This window comes from Amycolatopsis keratiniphila (assembly GCF_000400635.2).
Classification (GTDB): Bacteria; Actinomycetota; Actinomycetes; order Mycobacteriales; family Pseudonocardiaceae; genus Amycolatopsis; species Amycolatopsis keratiniphila.
In genome coordinates, this window is record NC_021252.1 from 6,228,785 (window position 1) to 6,251,289 (window position 22,505).

Below are 22,505 nucleotides of genomic sequence, written 5' to 3' on the forward strand. Positions count from 1 at the left end.
CGTCCGACTCTGGGGAGGGATGCGTGCGATCGTCGACGACCAGCCCTCCACCAACGGACTCGCTCACGAGCGGAGCGAGTCCGTGCTGCTCACCATCGCCGATGGGCTGACTTCGGCCCGTGAAAAGGACGTCACCCGATGAGAGATCCGATCGCCGCCGGTCCCAGGACCGACCTGCTCACGCACACCTTCCTGGCCATGGAACGATTCGGTCCCGACCCTACCGACGTCTACTTCGGCGTGCTGCTCCGCTGCACGGGTCGCGTTCCCACCCTGGACGACGTCCGTGCCCGTATCGGTGAGCGGCTTGACCGGCTGCCCGCGCTCACCAGCCGGCTGACCGGCGAGGCGGAGTGGGAGCACGACCCGCACTTCGACATCGCCCACCATGTCCACCTGGCGCCCGGCGTCCCGGTCGAACCCGTTCCCGTGCGGCGGCTGATGGGAACCGCACCTGACCACGACCACCCGCTGTGGCGCGCGTGGTTGCTGCAGCCCGGGAGCGGCGATTCCTGGGGGCTGGCCTTCGTCGTGCACCACGCCGTGTTCGACGGCACCGCGTTGCTGCACGCGCTGCGAGTGCTTTTCGACGACCAGGAACCCGCACCGGTGGCCGCCAGGCTTCCCCGCCCGCTGGCGGCCGTGCGCGCCCTGCCGAACGTCTTCGGCACGCTTCGCCCCGCACCCGACCTGCCTGTGATGGGCGCCCTGACCGGCGAGCGCCGCCTCGACCACGCGAGCGTCGCGCTCGCCGACCTCCGCGCGGTCGCCGAGGCCACGGGCACCACTGTCGGCCAGGTGCACTTGGCCGCACTTTCCGGAGCCGTTCGCGAGTGGTCGGCCGCCGGAACGCACGTCCGTGACATTCCCGTGTGCGTGCCCGTCGACACCAGGACAAGTGGGGAGCGCGACCTTCTCGGTGTCCATATCGGTCTGCATCGCGCGGTGCTGCCGACCGGGACCGCCGACCCGGCCGAGCGGCTGCGAATCGTCGCCCGGCGACTGTCGCGACGCCGTATGGCCGCCGCGCGGAACGCCGCCCGAGCGCTCGTCGACGACGTGCCGTCCCGATGGAGCGGAGCCGCGATGCGACGGCTCGGTGATCGCCGAGCCGTCGCACTCACCGCCTCGATCTTCCGGCCGTCGTCGCCTTCCTCTGTGCTCGGAAGCGCTGTTCAGAGCGTGTTCGCCCTGCCCTGGCTGCCGCTGGGCCACGGCTGCTTCACGATCCTGGCCGTGCATGGCCACCGGGCGTCGCTCTCCGTGCTGACCGATACGGGAGTAGGCGCGACCCGCGACCTGTCGGCTCTCTGGGCCGACGAGGTGGCCGCCCTTCGCAAGGCCGTCGGCATCAGACCCGCACTGACGGACACGGCCACATGAAAGCCACGTGTCAAAGGAGTCGTCGGCGGAGCGGGCCGCCGGGAATCGCACCGATGCTGCCGCGGACCAGCAGCGGGAAGTGGCGTCGTGGCGAAGTGCGCGAGCGGCTCTTCGCCAGCTATGAGCCGAGTACGGATCAGGCCGACAACGACCTGATGCTGGCTGCGCTGTGCGAAGGAGATGCGGTCCAGCAGGTCGTGCTGTCGACCGAGCTCCGGGGCAGGGTCGTGACTCGCTACGCCGAGGCGAAAGCGGTCCTGCTGGACAGTCGGCTGAGAAAGGATCCGGCGACACTGTCCGATCCCGCGCTCCTGTTCGACGGGGGCCGGCACCCCGAGGACAGCTGAGCGGTGCCGGGCCGGCACGTGCTGAACACCGACGGAGCCGACCACCGCCGTCTGCGAGAACTGCTCACACAGCGGCATCGACGGAATCGGGCGGGGCACGACCAGTTCGCCGAGCGCGGCGGTGAGGGTGCTTACCCCCCTCGTCCCAGGCTTCGCCAGTGGCTCGTGTCGGCGGGTAGCGGCCGGCCGGAGATGCCAAACCGGGCAGCCGGAGATCAAGGGCGGCGAGATCGGCTTCCACTTTGTGGGCGGCACTGAGGTTGCCGCAGGCCGTCGGCGCTCTGCCGGAACAGGCTGCGCACCGGAAGCGAGCGGTACCGGCGCGGAATTCTCATCAGCGGCGATCGAACTTCAGCTTGCAGGCTCAGTAGTGCTGTCCAGGACCTGGCGAACCATTTCGATGGTGGTTCCCGGGTGCACGAAGGCGAATCGGCCGACGACCTCGTTCTCCCAGGTGGTCGGGAGGATGAAGCCGATCTCGTCGGCGAGCAACTCCTTCGACCAGCGGTAGTAGTCGCCTGCGGACCAGCCGTGCCGCCGAAAAAGCAGGCAGGACAGTTCGGGATCGCGAATCACTTCGAGATGCGGATACTCGGCGCGGATCAGATCGGCCGTCTCCTTGGCGATCGAGATTCCGCTCTCGATGGCGCTGCGGTAGGCATCGGTTCCGTGGACCGCGAGGGAGAACCAGAGAGGCATGCCACCGGGAGTGCGGGTGAGGTGGTGAGCGTAGTCCGAAGGATTCCATTTCGATTGTCCGGCGTGGGTCTGCACGCCATCGAGATACGGCGCGACCTGGCTGTGCACAGATCTGGCCACCTGGGGATCCCGGTAGATCAGGGCGCCGGAACCGAAAGGGCCGAACAGCCATTTGTGCGAGTCGACGATGAAGGAGTCGGCCCTTTCGATGCCATCGAATTTTCGCCGGACCGAGTGGGCGAAGAGCCCGGCCCCACCGTAGGCGGCGTCCACGTGGAACCACAGGTCGTGCGCCTCGGCGGCATCCGCTATCCCCGCCAGGTCGTCGATGATTCCGGCGTTGGTGGTTCCAGCCGTGGCCACGACGGCGATCACGGGGCTCGGGTCGCGGTCGTCCTCCAGCGCCGCGCGCAATGCCGCTCCGGTGAAACGATGGTCGACAGACGGTACGACCAATGCCTCCACCCCGATGACGTTGAGCGTGCTCCCCACCGAAGAGTGCGCCTGGTCACTGACCGCGACCCTGAGCCGGGAACCCACGGGAAGCCCCAGTCGCCGACGGGCTATGTCACGCGCCACCACGAGAGCCGAGAGATTTCCTGCCGAGCCGCCGGAGACGAAGCAGCCACCGGCTGTCGCGGGAAGACCGGCCAGATCGGCGATCAGCCGGAGAACTTGGTTCTCCGCCGCGATCACCCCGGCTGATTCCAGCCAGAACGTGCCCAGGAGCGCGTCGCTGGACACCACCATGTCGAACAGTTGGGCCGCCTTGGTCGGCGCTCCCGGGATAAAGGACAAAAACCGAGGGCTTGCCTGGTTTATGATCGTTCGAGACAACTCTCGCTGGTACAGCTTGAGCACGTGTTCCGGATCGTTCCCGGACGCGCAGAGCAGGCCGTCCAATACCTCGCCGAGATCCTCACCCGAGTCCGGGCAGTCCAAAGCGATGTCGTCGCTGTGCAACTGTTCGTGCACATGGTTCGAAATCAGGTCGAAAAGCCTATCATCGTGTCGATGCATGCGCTGATTCATGAATGCACCTCGTCGGCAGGGCGGCCGGCATCGCGCCAAATCGGATGCACAAGCTCGCGGCCGTCAAGGATCACCGGCGGCCCGAACGTGGTGTAGCCATGCCGGGCGAAGAAACCTTCCAGATTCTTGCTCGCGGCTTCGCAGTAAAGGTCTTGCCCGCGTTCGTCGAGAATGCGGTGGAAATGTTCGAGCAGCAGGGAGCAGGCTCCCTTGCTGCGATCTCCAGCGCGGACGGCAACGATCGCACCGTATTGATGGGGCCTGCTCGGCCGGCGATCCTTCAAAGCCTCTTCGAGCCGCACGAACCTGTCATAGTATGGCCCAGTAGTTTCCTCGAGCCACTTTTGCCGGCCTGGATCAGGTTCGTGCGTTGCGTCGCCGTCGAACATGACCAGGACGGCAGAGAGATCAGGGAACGTGTAGACGGCGCCGTTGGTCACGGCATCCCTGACCTCCGCCTCGAAGTATCGCGGAGCGATTCTTTTCCAATCGTCCTTGTCGTCGATCAGCCAGCGCGCCAGGTCCAACTGCGCGAATGATTCGGCGACGAGTTCGCCGATTGCCGGAGCGTCGCTTTCTGTGGCGTTCACGATCTGCACGGCCGAACTTCCGTTCCCTGTAGGACTTGCACTCATGGTCGGTACCGACATCGGCTGCCGACGGACGCTGTCGCCGTTGTGAGGTTGAGATCACGACCGCTGTACCGTAACCGGGCGGCCTTTTGACGCCGATCGACGTTCAATGAATCAGGGCGAAGTTTCCGGTGAAACTGCCCGAAAGGGAAAAGAATGAACCCGCTGGAGAGTGACACAAAGTGGTCACGGCTGTTACACGCCGACTCTGGGTGATGATGCCGCGACGGTGCCCGCCCGGCCTTGGACGGCGCGACGGGGATCGAGTTCAGCTTGTCCGATCCAGTGCGCTGGCGCTGGTCGCGGCCGGGTTCCGGGTCGGTATCGTCGTCGAAGAGGTCCGGGAAGTCGACCACGACGGCCTGACCACGCGGCGCTGCGACCGATAGAGGCCGACGCCGTGTTCGAGCCCCTGACCTTCTTCCGGTACTGGACCTGCAAGGAGGCCTACCTCAAGGTCGACGGCACCCGACTGGCCGGACTTTCCGCGCCCTCGCTTTCCCTCACCGGCGACATCGAAGTCGACCACCGTCCTGAGTGTACGATCGCGGCACTGGACGTCGGCGCGGGCCACGTGACCGCTCCGGCCCTCCCGGCGCGCCCGGCCCCCGCGCGCGCTTTCGACTGGCTTCCCCGGCAGGCATCGATCGGCCGGGAAGTATCGGAAAGGTGGAGTGAAATGAGCGACCCGAAAGCGGAGCTCGAAGCGTTCATCCAGACCACGGAGTTCAGCTGCCTCGGAGCTCGTGCCGCGTTGAAGAAGGGCTCGATCGTCCACGGCCACTATCCGACGCTGGGCGATCCGGAGTCGGCGCGTGCCCACTACCGCGACATGCTCGGCTACGCCCGCGACATCCGGCCTACGTTGTCGGACAAGAGCTTCCGCACGTTCGTGTCCACCTTCGAAGAACCCGGCGGGATCCTCCACGAGGAGGAGTACGAACGCCTGATGTGGCGCCATCTCCAGCTCATGCACGACATCGACAGCCGCACCTACGGCCTCGACGAAGATTTCACCTCGGATCCCAACGAACCGAACTTCGGTTTCCACGTCGGCGGGCACTCGTTCTTCGCCATCGGCATGCACCCCGGTTCGTCCCGGGCGAGCCGCCGGTTCTCCCGGCCGGCGATCGCGTTCAACTCGATGCTGCAATTCATGTTGCTGGGCGACAAGTTCTTCTCGATGCAGGACGCGATCCGCAAACGCGAGACGACCAACAACGGCTCGGTCAACCCGAGCTTCACCACCTACGAGTACCAGATGCCGTCCCGGCACTTCTCCGGACGGATGACCGAAGAGGACTGGAAGTGTCCGTTCACCTCGCGACACGAACCTTCTTCGGTCAAGTACACCTCGGACATGGTGCAGCGCCCCGCCGGCTGACTCTTGGCACCGTCCGCCGTGCCCCTCACCTGGAGGATTGAGCCAGCAGGTGTGACGAGGTCTTGCCGACATCAGCCGACGTATTCGGGTGAGTGCAACGTAAACCCCTGGCGAGGCTGCCCCTCACCTGGGCCGAGCAGGGTATTCACGAGCTCGGCGACGACGGAGGCCTGCGAATGTCAGCTCTGTGACGGGTCAGACCGCGGTGGCGATGAGAAGGTTCAGATCCACCGGCATCGCGATAACCCGATCGACACGGAAACCCGATCCATACAGGAGCTTTTCGTACTCCGTCCGATCGCGCTCGCGGCCACCGGTGACCGCGAGCATCTGCAAGTCCCAGGGTTCGGCGAGATCGACCGGCCGGCTCGACGAGCCGCTCGGAAGCAGGCGCTCCACCACGAGAAGCCTGGCGCCGGCATCGCAAGCACGGCGACAGTTGTGCAGGATGCGGTCGCAATCCTCGTCATCCCAGTCGTGCAGCACCCGGGACAGCAGATACGTCTGCGCACCCGCGGGTACTTCCTCGAAGAAGTCGCCTGCCTCGAAGCGCACCCTACCGCCGGGTTCGGTCACCGCCGATCCGATGACGTGCGCTCGATCGAACACCACGCCCGACACGCCGGGATGCTCGTCCACGATCGTGCGTAGCAACGTGCCATTGCCACCCCCGATGTCGACCACGGTCGTTCCGGCGGGGAAAGGACAGGAGTGACTGAGCTCCTCCGCGACGAGGCGGGTGACGGCCTGCATGGCGCGGTCGAAGGTCCGGGACGATTCCGGGGCGGTGGCGAAATAGTCGAAATGCTCCATCCCATAGTGATGACTGAAGGCCGTGCGACCCGTTCGCAGAGCTGCGGCGAGCTCGTTCCAGGCGTCGTAGAACTCGTTACCGTAGAGCCGGGTCAAGTCGCTGAAGGGATTGGCCGCACGGAGAAGTCTTCCCCTCTCCGTCGTCTCGTAGCAACCGTTCGCTCGCAGCCGGACCACGCCCACCCGCACGAGGAATCGCAGAAAACGTGCGGTGGCGCCGGCATCACAACCGATACGGCGTGCCACTTCAGCCGGCTCGAGCGCTTCGTCGCCGACCGCGTCCGGGATCCCCAGCTCGACGGACACGTGGAGAGCACGTGCCGACCAGTGGCCGGCGAGGAGCGACAGGAGAGCGGTGTGCTCGTCGGGCATCGACACCGGTTCCCCCACGTGCGCGGCGAGAACCTCCGCGTGGTGTCCTCTCGCGGTCAGTTCGAACCGGGGGCGGTACTCGTTGTCGCCTGCCGGAGCCTTGAAGTACACCACCGACCGGCCGCCCGTACCGGTGTCTTCGTGGGGATTGTGGCCACCACCATCGGGTTCCATCCCGAGAGCGTCCCGGCAGGTCCGCCGGATTCCCTCGAGTTGCCCCTCCGCGACCAGCCAACCGGTGTGGGACTCTTCCTCCCTCGCGCGCTCACGCTCGATGAGCCCCGGCGCGACCCTCTCGGCCGAGCCGCGTGGGAGGACGAAGATCTCCAGGTCGCCGCCTAGGCCCGTGATCGGCGACGCGTGGACGATGGTGACGTCCAGATCATCCTCGGCAACACGATGGCGCTCGGCGAGCCTGGACCGGACCACCCGGCTCGGCACGGAAGGCCTCGTCTCGAAGCCTGCCTCGGCCAGGAAATCGCGGACGTCCGTCTCGGAATCCGGGAAGACGAGGACCGCGACGTGATCGAACTCGACTCGATCGTCGATGTCAGCGGCGGCAGGATTCCCGAGAAGGCGGGCTAGGGCACCTGGGGCGGTCGACCGGGCGGCCAGCGAGGCAGCCCTGTACAACCGGAGTTCGTCTTGACTGCTCAGCACTTTCGGTCCTCCCGAATCGACCAAAGCCGTCTCAGTGGTGGGCGAAGTCGCCCCGGATCACGGTCTTGCTTCGCATCAGGAACTCCGCCAGGTGCCCGTCGTGCGGCAGGCCGGGCCGCATCTCGTGGGTCGGCCGGTCACCGATGTGAAGGTTGCCGATGGTGGTTTCCTCGATCAACGACGCCAACAGTTCTTCGTCGCCGGTGATGGCGGTGACGGTCAGGCTGTGGCGAAGTGGCGTGATCCCGTCCGCGGGCGACCACGGGGCGACCCACACGCACGGGAACGGAAGCTCGATACCGAGCCGCGACGGATTCGGACGGTCGAGCAGGACGACAGCCGGTCGCAGGACCGCACCGCCACCGGGCAACGGTTCGAGAAGCTCACCGCCGGACAGCAGCTCGCCACCGTCCAGCTCGCTCCGCAGGTAGGTCTCGAGTTCGCGTGCGCGTTCCAACGGGAACGCGGGGAGAACGGCGGCTTCGCTCGCCGGTGGCGCCACGGCGACTTCGGCCAGCCGGCGGGCGAGCTCTTTCGCGAATGCGGCCGCTTCGCCGTCGACCAGGACCGCGGAGGCGTTCACGCAGGCGGTTCCCCCGAAGCCGGCCACGGAGGACACCACGGTGTCGACATGCTCGGCCCAGTCGCCGTCGGCGATCAAGACCTTGGAGCGGCCCGGCCCCTGCACGAGTACATCGCCCCGGTCCCGATACCTGGCCACGGCGTCGCTTCCGCCATAGACCAAGGCCAGATCCGCGGTGTCAACGAACTCCCGGGCCACGGTGTAGTCCGTGGGCAGGAAAGTCACCTGCTCAGCGCCGAATCCGCTCATTCGGAGAGCCTGGACCAGGCGATACGGGGTGAACGGTTCCCGTCGCGAAGGCCGTACGGCGACCCGGTATCCCAACGCGAGCGCCTCGAGCCAGGCGGCGTGGGTCGCGGGATGATTTCCCGGTGCCTGCACTGCGAGCACGTCACCTCGGCGCGTCCAGACCGCTCCCGTCGAAGACACCTCGTGCCAATCGTCACCGGTTCCGAGCGGGCGCGCGAGCCGCACCGACTCCCCCACCGCCGCGGCGCTGCGCACGATGGCCTGGGAGGCCTCTCTGACCACGGACAACGCCACGCCGGACGCTTGCGACACCTGTCGCTCGTGTTCGTCCAGCGAGACCCCGCCGACCGTTCGCAAGAACCGTGCGCCAGCGGCCGCGATCCGGTCGATCCGTACCGACAAGGGCATCGGACGCGCTTCCCGCATCCTCGCGATACTGCGCTTCACGTAGAGACCGGGCGCCAAGCTGAGCTCCGCAAGCGCGGTCCCGTCCACACCGGTCACCTCGTCGGCACGGTGTGACCGGAAGGTGTTCGAAGGGCCGAGCGCGTCCAGGCGCGGAATGACGGCCATCAGTAGACACCTTCGATGACCTGGGCCTCTTCGAAGACGGCGACGGGTGTGACGTCGGCGACCGAGACACCCAAGGCTCCGGCCGGCGCGGCGACCCTGGTGGCGAGGTCCCGCTCCAGGTTGTTCGGCAGCAACAAGGACTTGCTGACGTGATGCATGACGACCTGCCCACGCTCGCCCTCGGCGACCTCCTTCAACGAGTCGGGATCGACGACCGAAAACGTCGTGTAGGGCGAGAAAGAATCGAACACGCATTGTCCCGCCGGCTTACCGGAACCCGCGCGCTCCATGCTCCCACCCAAGATCATGGTGCTCCCGTACTGGCCGCAAAGCCTTACCTTCGGGAAAACCTCGCCCTGCAGGACCGCGCGAGTGTCGGCGTCCAGATGCGCTCCGCCCCACATGATCACCGACACCTTTTCGTTGACAAGGTCGACCAGGCGGTCGGACTCGGCCATCCGGACGAGCAAGGGCGGGGTCACCACGAGAACGCCGATGTCCTGTTGTTCGAGGATCGAGTGCGCCTGGTCCACCACATGGTCGGCGTACCTGTTCGCCTCTTCGGTGCGCCCCAGCGCCAGCGATTTGCGTACCCAGCGCGGATCGAGGTCGATCGTGAAACAGATGCCGCCTCGCATCCGGGTCACCTCGGCCATCAACCTGCCGAAGATATGCGGTCCGCTCGGCGCGATCGTCAGCCAGTTGGCGTCGAACGGGAATCCCAGGTCGTCCATGCGCAGCGACTTCCACGTCAAGGAATGCCGCATCCAGTCCGACATGAGCAGGACGCGTTTCGGCGCGCCTGTGGTGCCACCGCTGTCGAAGGCGCCGATCACATCCGGTCGGTCACCGTATCCCCGCGGTATCAGGGCTTCGACCGGAACGTTCCGCAGTTCGCCGACCACATTCGGGAACCGGCGCAGATCGGCGTGGGTACGGACGTCCCGGCGCGGATCGAACCCGAGGGAGTCCGCCTTGGCCAGCCAGAACGGCGACCCTGTCTCCGGACCGAAGTGCCATTCCATCGCCGCCGAATAGAAGTCACCCTCGGCAGCCGCCAATTCATGGTCCCACTCGAGAAAAGAAAGACTAACGGACATCGACCTTTACCTGCCGATCCAGAAATCGCCTCAGACGGGAAACTCCCCAGTTTCCGAGGTCATCGGAGCGCAACACCGAAAGATGTACCCAGTCACGTACCGTTACGGCAACAATGCAACCCCCGATACACTCCAAAAGACCATCACGCGAGGACTTTCGGACAGCGGGTCTGCCCCATGAACCTGCGCGCGGGGCGACGGTGACCGGCGGCCGTGACAGGCCACCCTTGGTCCCCCTCCTTCGTCCAACGACCCTGCCCGAAAGGGCAACCCCTCGATCATGAGCCGGTCGGCCGCAGGTGAACTTCACGCGTACCCCGGCACCGGTGACAAAAGGGCTACCCCGCGCACTGTTCGGGCACTTTTCACCTTCTGACGCGAGGTCGGCCGATACCGTCCGGAAATCGAAAGCTTCCCCATATTTCCTGGCACGACAGAAAACAGAAGCCGGACAGAAGGTGGGCCGAACGATGGACCTCGGACAGACTGAAGTCGGACTGGTTCCCGGACAAGGGGCGTACCGGCCAGGCACGTTGGCCGTTCCCTGGGCACGCGGTGACGAATCGGTGCACGAAGTGTTCGAAACCATCGACGAGGTGTATCGCGCACGGACCGGCCGCACCGTCAGTTCGGTGGTGTTCGCGGCCGAGGCACCCTCGCTCGAAGAAATGCTCACCCGGCATCCGGACGAACTCCAGCTGGCGATCTACGGCGCCTCCGTCACCGCGTACCGGATTCTCGCCGCCCGCGGCACGATCCTCGATCTGGTGGTGGGGCACAGCTTCGGGGAGATCGCGGCCCTCGTGATCGGCGGGGCGTTCTCCGTCGCGGACGGTGCTTCCCTCGTCTGTGACCGCAACGAAGTCCTGCGTGCACACGCTCCCGAGGGCGGCCTGCTCGCATTGCGGTGCGGCCGGGCCCGCAGCGAGCTTCTGCTCTCGCTCGCGGAACTGCCAGGCCTGGCCTTCGCGGTCGACAACGCCGACGAACAAAGCGTGCTGTCGGGTCCCGCGGCGCAGTTGGCCACGGCTCGCACGGTGGCGGAAACGCTCGGAATCGGCACTGGCGCGGTCTCTTCGCCTTACGGGTTCCACAATCACGCTCTCGTTCCGGCGGGGCGGAAACTGGCCACCAAGGCCGCCGAGTACAAAGCGGGCGGCTTCGCCGTCCCTGTGTATTCCCCGATCCTCGGGCGCCGGTATCACGATGGCGACGACCTGGCCACCCTGCTGGGGCTTCATCTGTCCCAGCCGGTTCAGTTCCGGGAGACACTTTCCGGCCTCTACGCCGAAGGAAGGCGGTCGTTCATCGAGCTGGGCGCGGGTGAGACGCTCACCAAACTCGTCCGTGCCGCCATGCCGCTCGCCTCCGCGGTGAGCGCCCTCACGCAGACCGGGCAAACCACCCCTGCCCGCAGCACACGGCAGGAGGTCGCCGTCCCGGCTCCCGCCGCGCCTCCTGCGCAGGAGACGGTGCCGGCTCCGGCCCTGGTCGCCGCCGGCTCGATCCCGGCGCGGGGGAAGGTGTTCTCCCAGTTGCGGGAACTGTACGCCGAAGCGCTGGAATACCCGGTCGAGGTGCTGACCGAGGACGCGGCGCTGGAGGCGGACCTCGGCGTCGACTCGATGCGCCAGACGGAACTGCTGACGAAGGCCCGGCAGATCTTCGATCTTCCCGCGCCCGCGCCGGGTTTCCGCAGTACCGACCTGGACACGCTCGCCAAGGTCACCGACTATGTGATCGGCAGTCGCGGGTGAACCCGGCGACCGGGGAACTGGAAGGCCGCGTCGCGCTGGTGACCGGTGGCGCGGGCGGCGTCGGTTCCGCGGTGGTGGAACTGCTCGCGCGCCGCGGGGCGGTCGTCTACCTCAACTGCTTCCACTCCTTCCAGCGAGGCAAGGAGATCGCCGGGCGCTTGTCCGCCGAAGGGCTGGACGTCCGGCTCGCGCGCGGTTCGGTCGCCAAGGACGAGCACGTCGAACGGATCATGGGGCAAATCCTGGAGGCCGAGGGCAGACTGGACATCCTGGTCAACAACGCCGCACTCGGGATCTTCGGCACCGCCGCCGGGATCAGCGAGGACGAGCTCGACCGGGCACTGGCGACGAACCTCAAGGCACCGTTGCGCTGCGTGCAACGGGCCCGGCCGCTGCTGGCCGCGAGCGGTCAGGCCAGTGTGGTCAACGTGTCCTCGGTGGGGGCGCGCTCGGTGCTGAAGGACTACCTCGCCATCGGCGTCACCAAGGCGGCGCTCGAGGCGATGACGCGGTATCTCGCGGTGGAGCTGGGCCCGGCGGGGATCCGGGTCAACACCGCCTCCGGCGGGCTGCTGGACACCGCGGGCGGTCGCATGTTCCCCGGTTACGCCGACTTCGCCTCGATGATGCGGGACCGGACGCCATTGGGCCGCAGGCTGGGTGAGGTCGACGAGTTCGCCGAGCTGGTCGCTTTCCTCGCCTCGTCCCGCTCCCGCTGGATCACCGGGCAGACGGTCAGCGCGGACGGCGGTGTCGACCTGATGTGCGGGAATCTTCCCGAGCAGGAAACGGAGTCCACCCCCGAGCCCGTCGTTGCGAAGCGCCGGATCGAGAACCCCCGCGCGGTGCGGGAAGTCGCTCCACCACCGGCACCCGAGTCCACTCCGCCCGCGGAGCCGGACACCGAAGATCCGATCGTCGTCGTGGGGATGGGCATGGCGGTTCCCGGCGCGTCCAGTCCGGACGAGTTCTGGGACGTGCTGGTCGACGGACCGAACCTGTTCACCGAGGCCACCCCCGATCGTTGGGTGACCGCCGCGTTCACCCCTGACCGCACCGACGTGCCGGACAAGGGATCGCAGCCGGTTTCCGGTCTCATCACCGGTTTCCGTCCGCATCCCCGGCTCGCGGCGGAAGCACCGGCGGACGTCGATTTCAGCACCCTGTGGCTGCGGCACAGCCTGTATCAGGCGCTCGAGAGCACCAGTGTGGGCGCGCGCGACCGAGTCGCCTTCTGCGTCGGGCTCACCGCCGACGGCAGCCAGCACCTTTCCGAGGCCCAGGTGGTGGCCGCGGTACGCGAAGCGCTTGACGGACCACACGCGCAGGGCATGACCGCTGAGGAGAAACATCAGGTCGAGCAGCGCGTCCTGGCCCGTTTCCCGCGCGGCACGGGCGATGCCGCCCGGTCGTTGCCGCACGCGATCGCGTCGGACGCCATCGCGGGGATCCTCCCCCGTGATTCCGCCGTGCACGTGGTGGACACGGCTTGTTCGTCCTCGCTGTACGCACTGGACCGGGGTATCCGCGAACTGAATTCCGGCCGCTGCGACGTCGCCGTATGCGGTGGCTCGGCCGTCATGCAGGTCACCTATATGGTGGCGTTCGCCAAAATGGGCGGCCTGTCCCCCACCGGCGAAGTCCGATCGCTCGACGAAGGCGCCAACGGCGTGCTGTTCGCCGACGGCGCGGGACTCGTGGTGCTGAAGAAGCTGTCCCGGGCGCTGGCGGACGGCGACACCGTGCTCGGCATCGTCCGTGGAGTCGGTCTGTCGGCGGACGGTAAGGGCAAGGCCATCAACGCACCCGCCACCACCGGCCAGGTGATGGCGGCGCGACGGGCGCTGGCCAAGGCCGCCACCAGCCCGCGGGACATCGACCTCGTCATCGCGCACGCGACCGGCACCCCCACGGGCGACACCGCCGAACTGCTCGGTATCGCCGAGGTCTACGCGCCGGACCGCCCGGTCACCGTGGTGTCCAACAAATCCGTCATCGGGCACACCGGGTGGCCGGCGGGCGTGGTGTCCCTGATCCACCTCCTGCTGTGTCTGCGCCACGACCGGATCCCGCCCCAGCACCGGTTCGCACGCCTGCCCGCGCGGGTCACGGAGCAGACCACGAACATCGAGGTGCCACGCCGGACCACGGACTGGCGGCGAAGTGCCCGTGATCGAGCGCGGACCGGCGCGGTGGCCGCGTTCGGCTTCGGCGGCACGAACGCGACAGCCGTGGTGTCGGAGTATCTTCCCGAGCTGTATTCGAGGACGTCCGAGGAGCCGCGTGGGGCCGCCCCGGTCGCCGTCCGGTCCCGGCCGCTGGTGATCGTCGGCTGGTCGGCCTGCGAGCCGGACGACGGCGCGGCCTCCTTCGGTGCGGTCTACCCGGTCCACCCGATCGACGGGGTCGCGTTGCCACCGCCGATGATGCGCCGGATCGACAGGGCACAGCTACTGGCCCTCGAATGCATGGCGCGGCTTCCCGCCCCGGTGCGGAAACAGTGCGAGACCCACCGCGACACCACGGGCGTCCTGTTCGGTGTGACCGGCCAGACCGGCGCGATGCACGGCGCCCAGCTGCGGGTGCATTTCGACGACATCCGGGCCGCGGTGGGCGGGAATCCTGCCCCCGCCGTGGCGGACTTCCTCGACCGGATGTGGTCCGAGGTGGCAGGCACCTGGCCCGCGATCAACCCGGACACCCAGCCCGGGGTGATGCCGAACGTCATCGCCTCCAGGATCGCCAACCACTTCGACCTCCGCGGGCTGAACTTGGTGGTGGACGCCGGGAACGCGGCTCTGCTCGAATCCTTCGAGACCGCGGCCCGGTTCCTCGAAGAAGGCGATCTCGACCTGGCCCTGGTGGGCGGGATGAGCGCCAACCCGTACCCCGCCTGGGTCCGGTCGCTACGGGAGAAACCGTCCGGTGACTCCGTCGACGTCGAAGGCGCTTACCTCTTCGCGGTCACTTCGGCGGAGAAGGCCGAGGAATGGTCCCTACCCGTGCTCGCGCACATCGAACCCTGACGCACACTGCTTTGGAGTTGTCATGAGCATTCCGGATGGCGTCGATTCACCGCATCTCTTCGGCGCCGAGGGAGCGCGGGAACTGCTGGAAGTGCTGACCGGCAAGGTGCCCGAACAGGTCGTGGCCCGCGAGTCGAACGGCCGGACGGCCCGGTTGCGGGTCAGGGCCCCGGCCTCGCCCACGACCGTGCTGCAACGGTACGAACTGTCCTGGCAGCGGGAAAAGCGCGTCCCTGTGCTCCCTGCCGGACCGCTGTTCCCAGCCGACACGTTGGCGGTGCTCGCTGATGGCGCTTCGGTGCCGGAGGGGCTGTCGGACGACGCGACCGTCCTTCGGTTCGATGACGTGGGCTGGCGGCTCGGCGGCCGGCGGGTGAGCGACGACGAGGAACTGCTCGCGATGCTGGCCGAACGGTCCTACCGGCATGTACGCGTGCTCGCGACCCTTGATCCTTGGCACGACTGGCTGGACCGTGTTTCGGCCCCCGCAGATGTACTCCGGCTGCATGACGCCTGTTTTCTCGTCGCGAAGGCCGCCAGGGAGCTGGAAACCTACGGAATCGCCCTTTCCGGCGGCGCACGCGAAGACGGAGCGGTCCACCCCTACGCGGGATTGTTCACCGGACTGGTCAAGGTGCTGGAGCTGGAACCGGTGGTCGCCGACGCACGGTTCTGCGTGGTCCTGACCGCTGCGGACGATCAAGCGGCTCCCGCGCAGCTCACCGAAGAGATGCGGGTCCGGCACGCCCTGCCGGGAGTCGTACTGGGAGGCGGTGAGCGCTGGGTACGGCGCGCGCGGCCCGCCCCCGTGCCGCCGGCGCGGGGACCGGTACTGGCCGAGGGCTCCGTCGTCCTCGGTGCGGGCACGAGCCGGGGCATCGGAATGCTCACCCTGCTCGGCTTGGCGGAGAACTGCCGTCCCGTCGTCCACATCCTCGGCACCAACGACCTTTCCGCCTACGACCACGAAGAACTGGTCGAGGACGAGGAAGCCCATCGGCTTCGTCGCCGGACGGCCCTGGTGGCGGCCGCCCGTGAAGCCGGCGGTGTACCGATGGCCAACGCCAGGCTGCGAAAACTCGCCCAAGCCCGGGAAGTGCACGCCGATCTCGCCCGGCTCACCGCGCTTTGCGGCGAGGGCAAGGTGCACTACCACGTGTGTGACACGCGTGATCCGGACGAGGTCCGGCGGGTGTGCGCGGAGGTGGTGGCGGCGCACGACGGGAGGCCCGTGGATCTGTTGCTGAACTTCTCCGGGCTGACCCGCTCCGCGGAACTGCCCGCGAAACCGCTGAAGAACTTCCGCGCCGTGCGTGACATCAAGGTCGACACCTATCACGCGCTCAAACACGCCTTCGCCGCGAACCCGCCGCGGCGCTGGGTCAACGCGGGTTCGCTGGCCGGGCTCTTCGGTATCCAAGGCGAGACCGACTATGCCGCGGCCAACGACTTCCTGTACACCGCCGCGGACGCGGCGACGGATTCGACCGAAACCACCTTCGGCTGGGGACTGTGGGACGGCACGACCCGCTCAACCGAGCCACTGGTGGCCGAGGTGCTGGACCGGCATCTGTCGCGGATGCCCGCCGCCGAGGGCATCGCGCACTTCCTCGCCGAGCTGAGCAGGCCGGGCGCTGCCCCCACCCTCGGCTATTTCGGCGCGGTCGAACGGCGCATCATGAGCGAGCGGCATCCGCAGCGGATCGCGGTCTGGGCCCCCGGCCCCGGGCCGAAGGCGGAACCGCTGCTCGGCGAAGTCACCGAAGCGGGCGCGGGCAGGCTGGTCGCCCACCGAGAATTCAGCGTCGACCGTGACACCTACCTGCGGCACCATCTCGTCGGCGGGCATCCCACCGTCCCCGGGATGCTCGTCGTGGAGATCGCCGCACAGGCGGCGAAAGCGCTGGTGCCCGGCCGGGTGCCGGTCGGCGTACGCGACCTCTCCCTCGACCGCTTCGTCCGCGTCTTCCGGGATTCCGCCCAGCCGCAGCGGAAGAAGATCGTGGCGGAGGTCGTCGAGGACACGCCTGGCGAGTACGGCGAAACCGTGGTGCGAGTTCGGATCCTGACCGATGTCGTCGCGCCGGACGGGACGGTGCTGGCCACCGACCGGGAGCACGGCAGGATGTCGGTGGTCCTGCGTGACCGGCAGGTCGAGTGCCCGCGGCCGCGACCGGATCGGCTTCCCGTCACCGCCGGCTCCGTGGAGCTGGCGAACCCTTATCAACTGCCGAACCCGTTCGTCGCGCTGTCCGGGATCTTCGCGGCGGCAGAACGGGTCCACTTCGGTCACGAGGGCAAACTGGCCACGCTGACACTCGACCGCGTCGAGGTGACGCGCTGGTTCGAGGACGCGGTGTTCCCCGCCGTCGTCTGTGACGCGCTGGCGCAGGTGATGGCGGTGGCCGCCGAAGACGGGTGGAGCCCGATCGCGGTGCCGCGGACGGTTCGCAGGATCGACTTCTACGGCGGACTCGACGACGTCGCGCTGGCCGGGGAGGAACTGACGCTGAGGGCCACCTCCGGCCCGGAGACCGGTGACTGGGGCGGGGTCTTCACCTCGGACGGACGGCTCGTGCTGCGGATGACCGGCGCGACCGGCGAACCGCTGGGTTACGTGCATCAGGAAAGCGGACAGGTGCGGACGGTCGACGAGCAGCGTGCGGCACATCCTCTGACGGTGCCCCCACCGGCGGTGCGGGCACCCGCGGACGGCGCGGAAAACGAACCGGCGGTGCGCCCGCAGCTCCTCGCCTACGACGGTTCCTCCTTCTCGAGGCCGGTGCAGCGTTGGGTGGCCGAGCCGGTGCCGCGTCCGGCGGAGCCCGCTCCGGGTGGGCTCCTGGACCGGCGGGTGCTGGTGCTGGGCGCGCACGGACCCACTACGGAAGCGGTGGCGGAACAACTCGCCGCACGAGGCGCTGTCGTCGTCACGGCGGATTCCCCGGCGCGTGTCGCGGAACTGACGGCCGAGTGGGATGTCATCGCGGATCTCACGCTCACCGGTCTCACCGACTACGAGCTGGGTGATCAGGCCTGGCGTGAAGCTCTCCAGACCACCACCGCGGCACTCCAGGCGGTGTACGACCACTGGCTCGAATCGGCGGAAGCGGACCGCTTCCAGTATCTGACGGTCGGCCATGGCGACGGGCTGTTCGGTCGCTCCGGTGGTCCCGTCCCCCAACCGCTGAGCGGGGCCTGGGTCGCACTCGCGAAGAACCTGATGGTCGAACTTCCCGGGGTCCGCACGAGGAGCATCGACCTCGACCGCGGTGACGCCGCCACGATCGCCAGGGTGCTCGACACCGAAGCCGGACTGCCCGGCGATCAGGAGGTCGGCTACCGGGACGGGGTACGCCACGTTCAGCGTGTCCGGATCACCTCCGCACCATCGGACCCGGCCTCGGCGTCGCCGGTGGGCCCCGAAGACTGCGTACTCGTCTCCGGTGGCGGGCGAGGAGTCGGTTTCGCCCTCGCGCGGCGACTCGCCGCCCTCGGCGCGGAGGTGGTGGTCACCGGAAGACGCCCTCTGACCGGACCCGGTGCGGAGCCGGACGACGCCACCTTCACCGACTGGCGCAAGAGGCGGCTCATCGAGGCGGCCGGTGAACCCGGCGGAGTCGCCGAAGGCCGTCGCGCCGTCGAGGACGCCGAATTCGTCCGAACCGCGCTGGCCAACCTCGCCGCCGCGGCCGATAACGGCCTGCGGATCCGTTACGAGCCTTGCGATGTCACCGACCGGGCTCAGGTCGAACGACTTCTGTCCTCTCTGGACGCCGGCCCGACCGTGCTGGTGCACAACGCCGCCACTTACCGCGGTGTCCGGTTCTCCCGGCTGACGCCGGAGGAAGTGGTGCGGGCGGTCGACGTGAAGGTCACCGGCTTCGCGACCCTGTTCGACGCGGTCTCCGCGCGGGCGTCGGTGGACCGGCCCTTGCGCTTCGTCTCCTGCGCGGGATCCATGTCCGCGAGCGGCGGGATGGTCGGTCACACCGCCTACGCGGCGGGCAGCGGCGCGCTGAGCAGGCTCGGACTGTGGACGGCGCGGCGTAGTGGCGTGCCTGTGCACACGATCAACTGGCCGACTTGGGAACGCACCGGCAACATCGTGCACTACGTCGGTGCCGCCCGTTACGGTTCCACGATGTCACCCGCGAACGGCGTCGCGAACTGGCTCTCGGAAATGGCCGCACTGACCGCGAACCCTGACCACAGCGGGGAATCCGGCTACTTCGGCAGGCTCGGCGTGATGGCCCGGCCGCATCATCTGCGCAGCACGGCGTGGCCCGCCGGGAGCCCGGACCGGAGACGAGTGGACACCGGCAGGCTGCTCCTCGGCGAGGTCAGCCGGTTCGTCGAGCACGAGCGATTCCGCACTCGGCACCGATGGACCCTCGCCGAGGACCCCCACCTGCGCGAATCCACCGGCGCGCTCTCCGTGCCGATGTTGCTCGAATACGTCCTCGCCGCCGGTGACTGGGTACGCCCGGAAGGACATCCGCGCCAGCACCTGGAATCGATCTCCGAGGTGGACATCCACCTCGACAGGCTTCGGCATGACGGGAACTCCCTGGCTCTGGAGTTCGACGCGGCCGGCGGCTGGAACGGTGAGGTCTGGCGAGTACAGGTGACGGTGAACGACGACGCCGGCACGGTGGCCACGGCGGTGGTGAACTACGGCGAGCGCCCGCCCGAGGCGCCCGAGGCCCCGGTCGGCGGGCTCGTCGGGGTGCGCGCCCACGCGGACGAGGACCTCTGGTGCGGTACGCCGACGCCTGCCGCCTGCCTGCCGCATCCGGCGCTGGCCGCCATCCTGGCGCCGGCGGAGTCCACCGGGGGGCAGATGAAGATCGCGCGGATCGTCGCCCTTCCAGGAGCCAGGGGCGCCACAGCCGTGCACATGGAGCCGGGCGGAGGACTCGCGATGGCGGACGGACGTGTGGTGCTGCGGGTCGACGGCGGGTGAGGCGAATGCGGCCTAGCCGAGCCGCTGTCGTGAGTGGCGTTTCGGATTCTATTGAGGAGTATGGCAAACGTGTCGTGCTCGTGGGCGGGGCAGGCGGCGGGGTGAAGGCTCCCTTCGTCGCGTCTGATGCGGTGATGGGAGCCTTCGGCCCTGGTCGTGCGCTGGTCGTGAGTGGCGTTTCGGCTTAGAACACGAAACGCCACTCACGCCCCCTGTACCGACCACGCCACCTTTGCCTTACTCCTCAATAGAACCCGAACCCTCTCTCAGGTACCTACTCGTGGCCCGCGGCTTTGTAGGCGTGAAAGACATAAAGGCCTCCTTCCCTACTCTCAAGGTAGGGAAGGAGGCCTTCACGGACGCGCCGTGGTCGCCCTTACCCGTCAAGGATCGGGCTCACCCGTCGGCCGGCCCGCGACGCCGTGCTCCTCCACACTTCACAAAAGAAAGGACTTACGCCAGAAGTACATGCCGGGTTTGCCGACCAGGCCCGAATCCAGAAGGAACGGCATGACCTTCTCTCCCGCCCAACGAATGGTCTCGTGCCAGTTCGGGTTGCTCCATGCCGCTTTGGCTCCGTCACGAGGCCGGATCCCGACGGCCGCGAAGAAGTTCGGGTTGACCAACGCGCGAACCACGAGGAACGAGATCTGTGCGGCCATGGCCTGCTGGTAGAGCAATTCCGCCTTGGACAGCCGGGCCATCCCGCGGGTGAGCTCTTCGCGGGCGAAGGTGACGTGACGGGCCTCTTCGAGCACGTGGATCCGGTTGACCATCCGCACCAGGGGCTGGATGTCCGGGTTGTTCATCTGTTCACGCCCGATGCGGTCGAGTACCTCTTCCGCGACCAGGATCGCGGCATAACGGGCGGGCCCGTAGCTGAGGGTGGGCAGGAGCTTCCCCAGCTGGCGCATCCACGGTACGGGGCCGTAGACCGGGCAATCCATCCAGACGGTCAGCCGCGCGAACATGGTCGAGTGGCGGCATTCGTCCGCGATCTCGGTCAGCGCGTACTGGGCGTGCGAGCTGATCTGATCCCCTGTGTAGAGCTCTTTGAGGAGCATCTGCATCACGAGGTTTTCGAACCATAATCCCAAACCCGCGACGTTGGCCATCTCGTGTTTGCTGAGCTCGATGCGTTGCTCATGCGATAGCGTGTCCCACAGCTTCGTGCCGTAGAGCGAAGAGCGGTGAGGGAGCATGAAGGACTTGCCCTCGACCAGTGGAGCGTTCCAGTCGATGTCGACTTCGGGGTCGTAGAATTTTCCGGCGGACGACTTGAGCAGCCGCTCCGCCGTCTTCTCACGGTTCGTTTCCCTTGTCACAGGGGACATGGCACCTCATCTCCACTAGTTCGGCGAATAGAGCCAAGCGGGTTCGTCACGTCCGGTGAAGGCGCACCGGCAGGCTTTGCACCCCGTACATCTGCAGCCCCGGGTGATAGGGCAGTTCGCTTTCCGGCACGGCGAGGCTGAGTTCGGGCAGCAGCGGCAGCAGTTCCCGCACCGCCACCTCCGCCTCCAGTTGGGCCAGCTGTGCGCCGATGCAGAAGTGGATGCCGAGACCGAAACCGAGGTGACCGGCGGTGTCCCGGGCCGGGAGGAATTCGTCCGCCTGCTCGAACCTCGCCGGATCACGGTTGGCCGAGAGCAACGAGACCAGCACGGCGTCCCCGCGGCGGATCACCACGTCGCCCATCTCGATGTCTTCGGCGGCGAAGCGGACCAACGAGGTCAGCGCCGGGCTGTCGAATCGGATGATCTCCCTGATGGTGGCGGGGATCAGCGACGGGTCCTCTCGCAGTTCCCGGACCAGTTCGGGCCTCCGCAGCAGGCTGAACAGGATGTTGCCGATCAGCCGGACGGCGGGCTCGTGCCCCGTGAGCAGCAGCGACGACGCCATCGAGATCAGTTCGTGGCCGTCGAGTTTGTCGTTTCCGGTGTCCTTGATCAGGGCGCTCAGGAGATCGTCCTGCGGATCGTCGCGCTTGCGGGCGATGAGCCTGGCGAAATACTTGGTGATCGAGACGAACAGGTCGTTGTCCGCCTGCCCAGGCACGGTGACGGTGAAGAACGTGTCCGCCCACCCTTGGAAGGTGTCCCGGTCGGCGGCGGGTATACCGAGCAGATCGCAGATCGTGGCGGTGGTCAGACCGCCGGCGAACTCGGTGACCAGATCGAAGGTTTCGTGCCGCACCATGGTCTCGCGCAGTTCCCGGGCCGCCTTCTCGATGCCCGGCCGCATCGCCTCGACACGGCGCTTCGTGAACGGACGGGCCACGAGCTTGCGCAGCCGGGTGTGGTTCGGCGGGTCGTTGCCGGCCAGATCCTTCGACCAGAGCTGGGACGTTTCCGTGCCGGGCTGCCAGCCCGCGGGCAGACCGACCGCGGTCGGATCCTTCACCAGCCGAGGGTCGGTGAGCGCGGCGGCCCCCTCCGCGTGTCGGGTGATCAGCCAGATCGGGGCCGCGCCGGGCGGTTCGCACCGGTGCACCGGCCCGCTCTCCCGCAGTTCGCCGAGCAGGTCGAACGGATTCGCCGCGAACTCCGGTGTCCTGAGCTTGCTGTGCAAAGAGGTGCCGACGGGGCACCGTCGCTCTTGGACGGTGCGGGCGGTCGAAAGGTCATCCACCGAAGTTCCTCCGCTAATCCCGCTGGCTTCGTCGGGGGGTCGAGAGAAGCATCTCGACCACGAGGTTCACGGTCGGGTACTTCCACAGCGTGTCGACGCCGAGCACGATCCCGAATTCGTCCTCGAGGTCGACGGCGAGGGCGACCGCGCTCACCGAATCCAAGCCGTACTGGGACAGCGGCGTGTCGGCGTCGATCTCGGCGTCGTCCAGCTTCGCGTACTTGGCGGCCTGGGAGACCAGCCACTCACGCAGCTTTTCTTCGTCGATCTGCTGCAGACCGTTCTGCTCGATGCTCAT

General features: G+C 67.6%; 16 protein-coding genes. 8 read left to right on the forward strand and 8 right to left on the reverse strand.

Annotation, left to right across the window (positions count from 1 at the left end):
* The first annotated feature begins 19 nt into the window (after positions 1–19).
* The 3 genes from AORI_RS84615 to AORI_RS68455 are packed head-to-tail and all read left to right on the forward strand — an operon-like array spanning position 20 to position 1,730.
* Positions 20–142, forward strand: coding sequence for a hypothetical protein (locus tag AORI_RS84615; RefSeq protein ID WP_267283962.1), 123 nt, complete (start codon positions 20–22; stop codon positions 140–142).
* Positions 139–1,383: a wax ester/triacylglycerol synthase domain-containing protein gene (locus AORI_RS68450; RefSeq protein WP_016335815.1), complete on the forward strand. Its 1,245-nt coding sequence runs from the start codon at positions 139–141 to the stop codon at positions 1,381–1,383. The genes AORI_RS84615 and AORI_RS68450 overlap by 4 nt, the downstream gene beginning before the upstream one ends.
* Positions 1,384–1,436: 53 nt before the next feature.
* A complete protein-coding gene (locus AORI_RS68455) occupies positions 1,437–1,730 on the forward strand; it encodes a hypothetical protein (RefSeq protein WP_016335816.1) in 294 nt (97 codons plus the stop codon).
* A 351-nt stretch (positions 1,731–2,081) separates the two neighbouring features.
* Here AORI_RS68455 and AORI_RS68460 read toward each other — a convergent pair whose 3' ends face one another.
* Both AORI_RS68460 and AORI_RS68465 read right to left on the reverse strand, forming a co-directional pair.
* Entirely contained in the window at positions 2,082–3,461 is a 1,380-nt protein-coding gene (locus tag AORI_RS68460; RefSeq protein WP_016335817.1) for a pyridoxal phosphate-dependent decarboxylase family protein, read from the reverse strand.
* Positions 3,458–4,060 carry a GNAT family N-acetyltransferase gene (locus tag AORI_RS68465; protein ID WP_016335818.1) on the reverse strand — a complete coding sequence of 201 codons (603 nt, stop codon included), beginning with the start codon at positions 4,058–4,060 and terminating at the stop codon, positions 3,458–3,460. The genes AORI_RS68460 and AORI_RS68465 overlap by 4 nt, the downstream gene beginning before the upstream one ends.
* A 712-nt stretch (positions 4,061–4,772) precedes the next feature.
* On the opposite strand from AORI_RS68465, the gene gntA reads away from it, so the two are divergent.
* Positions 4,773–5,477 carry a guanitoxin biosynthesis heme-dependent pre-guanitoxin N-hydroxylase GntA gene (gene gntA / locus AORI_RS68470; protein ID WP_043849041.1) on the forward strand — a complete coding sequence of 235 codons (705 nt, stop codon included), beginning with the start codon at positions 4,773–4,775 and terminating at the stop codon, positions 5,475–5,477.
* A gap of 195 nt (positions 5,478–5,672) precedes the next feature.
* Here the strand turns inward: gntA and AORI_RS68475 are convergent, their stop codons facing one another.
* Positions 5,673–6,836: a methyltransferase gene (locus AORI_RS68475; RefSeq protein ID WP_228688204.1), complete on the reverse strand. Its 1,164-nt coding sequence runs from the start codon at positions 6,834–6,836 to the stop codon at positions 5,673–5,675.
* A 186-nt stretch (positions 6,837–7,022) separates the two neighbouring features.
* Between AORI_RS68475 and AORI_RS84445 the strand changes: the two genes are divergently transcribed.
* On the forward strand, positions 7,023–7,247 hold the full coding sequence (locus AORI_RS84445; RefSeq protein ID WP_228688205.1) for a hypothetical protein: 225 nt from the start codon (positions 7,023–7,025) through the stop codon (positions 7,245–7,247).
* Positions 7,248–7,353: 106 nt separating this feature from the next.
* Here AORI_RS84445 and AORI_RS68480 read toward each other — a convergent pair whose 3' ends face one another.
* Complete coding sequence (locus tag AORI_RS68480) at positions 7,354–8,727, reverse strand: aldehyde dehydrogenase family protein (RefSeq protein ID WP_016335821.1); 1,374 nt, start codon at positions 8,725–8,727, stop codon at positions 7,354–7,356.
* Positions 8,727–9,788 carry an AMP-binding protein gene (locus AORI_RS68485; RefSeq protein WP_016335822.1) on the reverse strand — a complete coding sequence of 354 codons (1,062 nt, stop codon included), beginning with the start codon at positions 9,786–9,788 and terminating at the stop codon, positions 8,727–8,729. Before AORI_RS68485 ends, AORI_RS68480 begins: the two co-directional genes overlap by 1 nt.
* 614 nt (positions 9,789–10,402) lie before the next feature.
* Here AORI_RS68485 and AORI_RS68490 point away from each other — a divergent pair.
* The 3 genes from AORI_RS68490 to AORI_RS68500 are packed head-to-tail and all read left to right on the forward strand — an operon-like array spanning position 10,403 to position 19,576.
* A complete protein-coding gene (locus AORI_RS68490) occupies positions 10,403–11,584 on the forward strand; it encodes an acyltransferase domain-containing protein (RefSeq protein ID WP_158509144.1) in 1,182 nt (393 codons plus the stop codon).
* Positions 11,581–14,610 carry an SDR family oxidoreductase gene (locus tag AORI_RS68495; protein WP_016335824.1) on the forward strand — a complete coding sequence of 1,010 codons (3,030 nt, stop codon included), beginning with the start codon at positions 11,581–11,583 and terminating at the stop codon, positions 14,608–14,610. The genes AORI_RS68490 and AORI_RS68495 overlap by 4 nt, the downstream gene beginning before the upstream one ends.
* Positions 14,611–14,632: 22 nt before the next feature.
* Positions 14,633–19,576, forward strand: a complete 4,944-nt coding sequence (locus tag AORI_RS68500) for a KR domain-containing protein (RefSeq protein WP_016335825.1) — start codon at positions 14,633–14,635, stop codon at positions 19,574–19,576.
* Positions 19,577–20,013: 437 nt separating this feature from the next.
* On the opposite strand, the gene AORI_RS68505 is transcribed toward AORI_RS68500, so the two are convergent.
* Genes AORI_RS68505 through AORI_RS68515 form a run of 3 tightly spaced genes read right to left on the reverse strand, consistent with a single transcriptional unit; the run spans position 20,014 to position 22,505 of the window.
* Positions 20,014–20,910 (reverse strand): AurF N-oxygenase family protein, encoded by an 897-nt coding sequence (locus AORI_RS68505; RefSeq protein ID WP_043848264.1) that lies wholly within the window; start codon positions 20,908–20,910, stop codon positions 20,014–20,016.
* A gap of 46 nt (positions 20,911–20,956) precedes the next feature.
* Positions 20,957–22,207 carry a cytochrome P450 family protein gene (locus AORI_RS68510; protein ID WP_016335827.1) on the reverse strand — a complete coding sequence of 417 codons (1,251 nt, stop codon included), beginning with the start codon at positions 22,205–22,207 and terminating at the stop codon, positions 20,957–20,959.
* Positions 22,208–22,220: 13 nt separating this feature from the next.
* Positions 22,221–22,505, reverse strand: a complete 285-nt coding sequence (locus AORI_RS68515; protein WP_016335828.1) for an acyl carrier protein — start codon at positions 22,503–22,505, stop codon at positions 22,221–22,223.